Genomic DNA, 763 nt, shown 5'->3' with positions numbered 1-763 from the left:
TGTCAAGAAAAGGGGGAGTTGGAGGGGGTTGCAAGCACCTAACCCAACATTCAGCCTCAAACCACCAACCCCACCTAACCTCCCCTTGGTTCAAGCTTCAACGAGCTCAAATAAAAAATTCCAAAAAAGCCCTTTACCTAAACTTAACTTGAGGTTTTAGCATGTTCATCGTTGGCTAGAAAATGACAAAAAGGAGCACACCATGATCCAGCTAGAACACGTGAACTTAGTGGTAAAAGACATCCCTGAAATGCTGAAGTTTTACCAAGCTGCCTTTCCGCATTGGTATGTGCGTGATGAAGGGGAAGGTACATGGAGCGGCAAACACAGAAACTGGCTGCACTTTGGCGATGAGTACCAATACATTGCGTTGAGTGACCACGGCGAAGGCAACAATCGCGATTTAGATGGTCATCAAGTTGGGTTGGCGCATTTCGCTTATGTGACCAACAACGTTGACGCTGTGATGAAAAGACTGGTTGAAGCGGGCTACCCAATCGCCCAATTCGGCGCGGATGAGCCATACCGAAAGAACGTCTATTTTGTTGACCCTGCCGGTTTTGAAATCGAGTTTGTAGAATACCTGACGGATGACCCAAAATTGCGTAACTCGACGAATTAAGAGCTTAACCTTTATCTCTCTTTTATCAAGAAAGAGCAGCGTCTTAGATACCCAAATGTATGGTCCGCCCCGTTATTGCAACTACAATTAAGTAATAACGGAGTTGGTTTGCGCTAATGTATTCGGAGTCCACGTTGGGAA

At 45.7% G+C, this 763-nt stretch carries 1 protein-coding gene; it reads left to right on the top strand.

The genetic code is table 11. The annotated features are described in order from the left end of the window. The first annotated feature begins 202 nt into the window (after positions 1-202). On the top strand, positions 203-622 hold the full coding sequence (locus tag VJL_RS25095; protein ID WP_038882069.1) for a VOC family protein: 420 nt from the start codon (positions 203-205) through the stop codon (positions 620-622). The last annotated feature ends 141 nt before the right edge of the window (positions 623-763 follow it).

Origin of the sequence: Vibrio jasicida CAIM 1864 = LMG 25398 (assembly GCF_000400365.1) — a bacterium.
In the GTDB taxonomy this organism is placed as follows: domain Bacteria; phylum Pseudomonadota; class Gammaproteobacteria; order Enterobacterales; family Vibrionaceae; genus Vibrio; species Vibrio jasicida.
This window is presented reverse-complemented; position numbering and strand designations above follow the sequence as displayed.

What these genes read in the sequence shown, in the direction of transcription:
- VJL_RS25095 (WP_038882069.1), top strand. Translation starts at nt 203, where the DNA reads ATGATCCAGCTAGAACACGTGAACTTAGTGGTAAAAGACATCCCTGAA.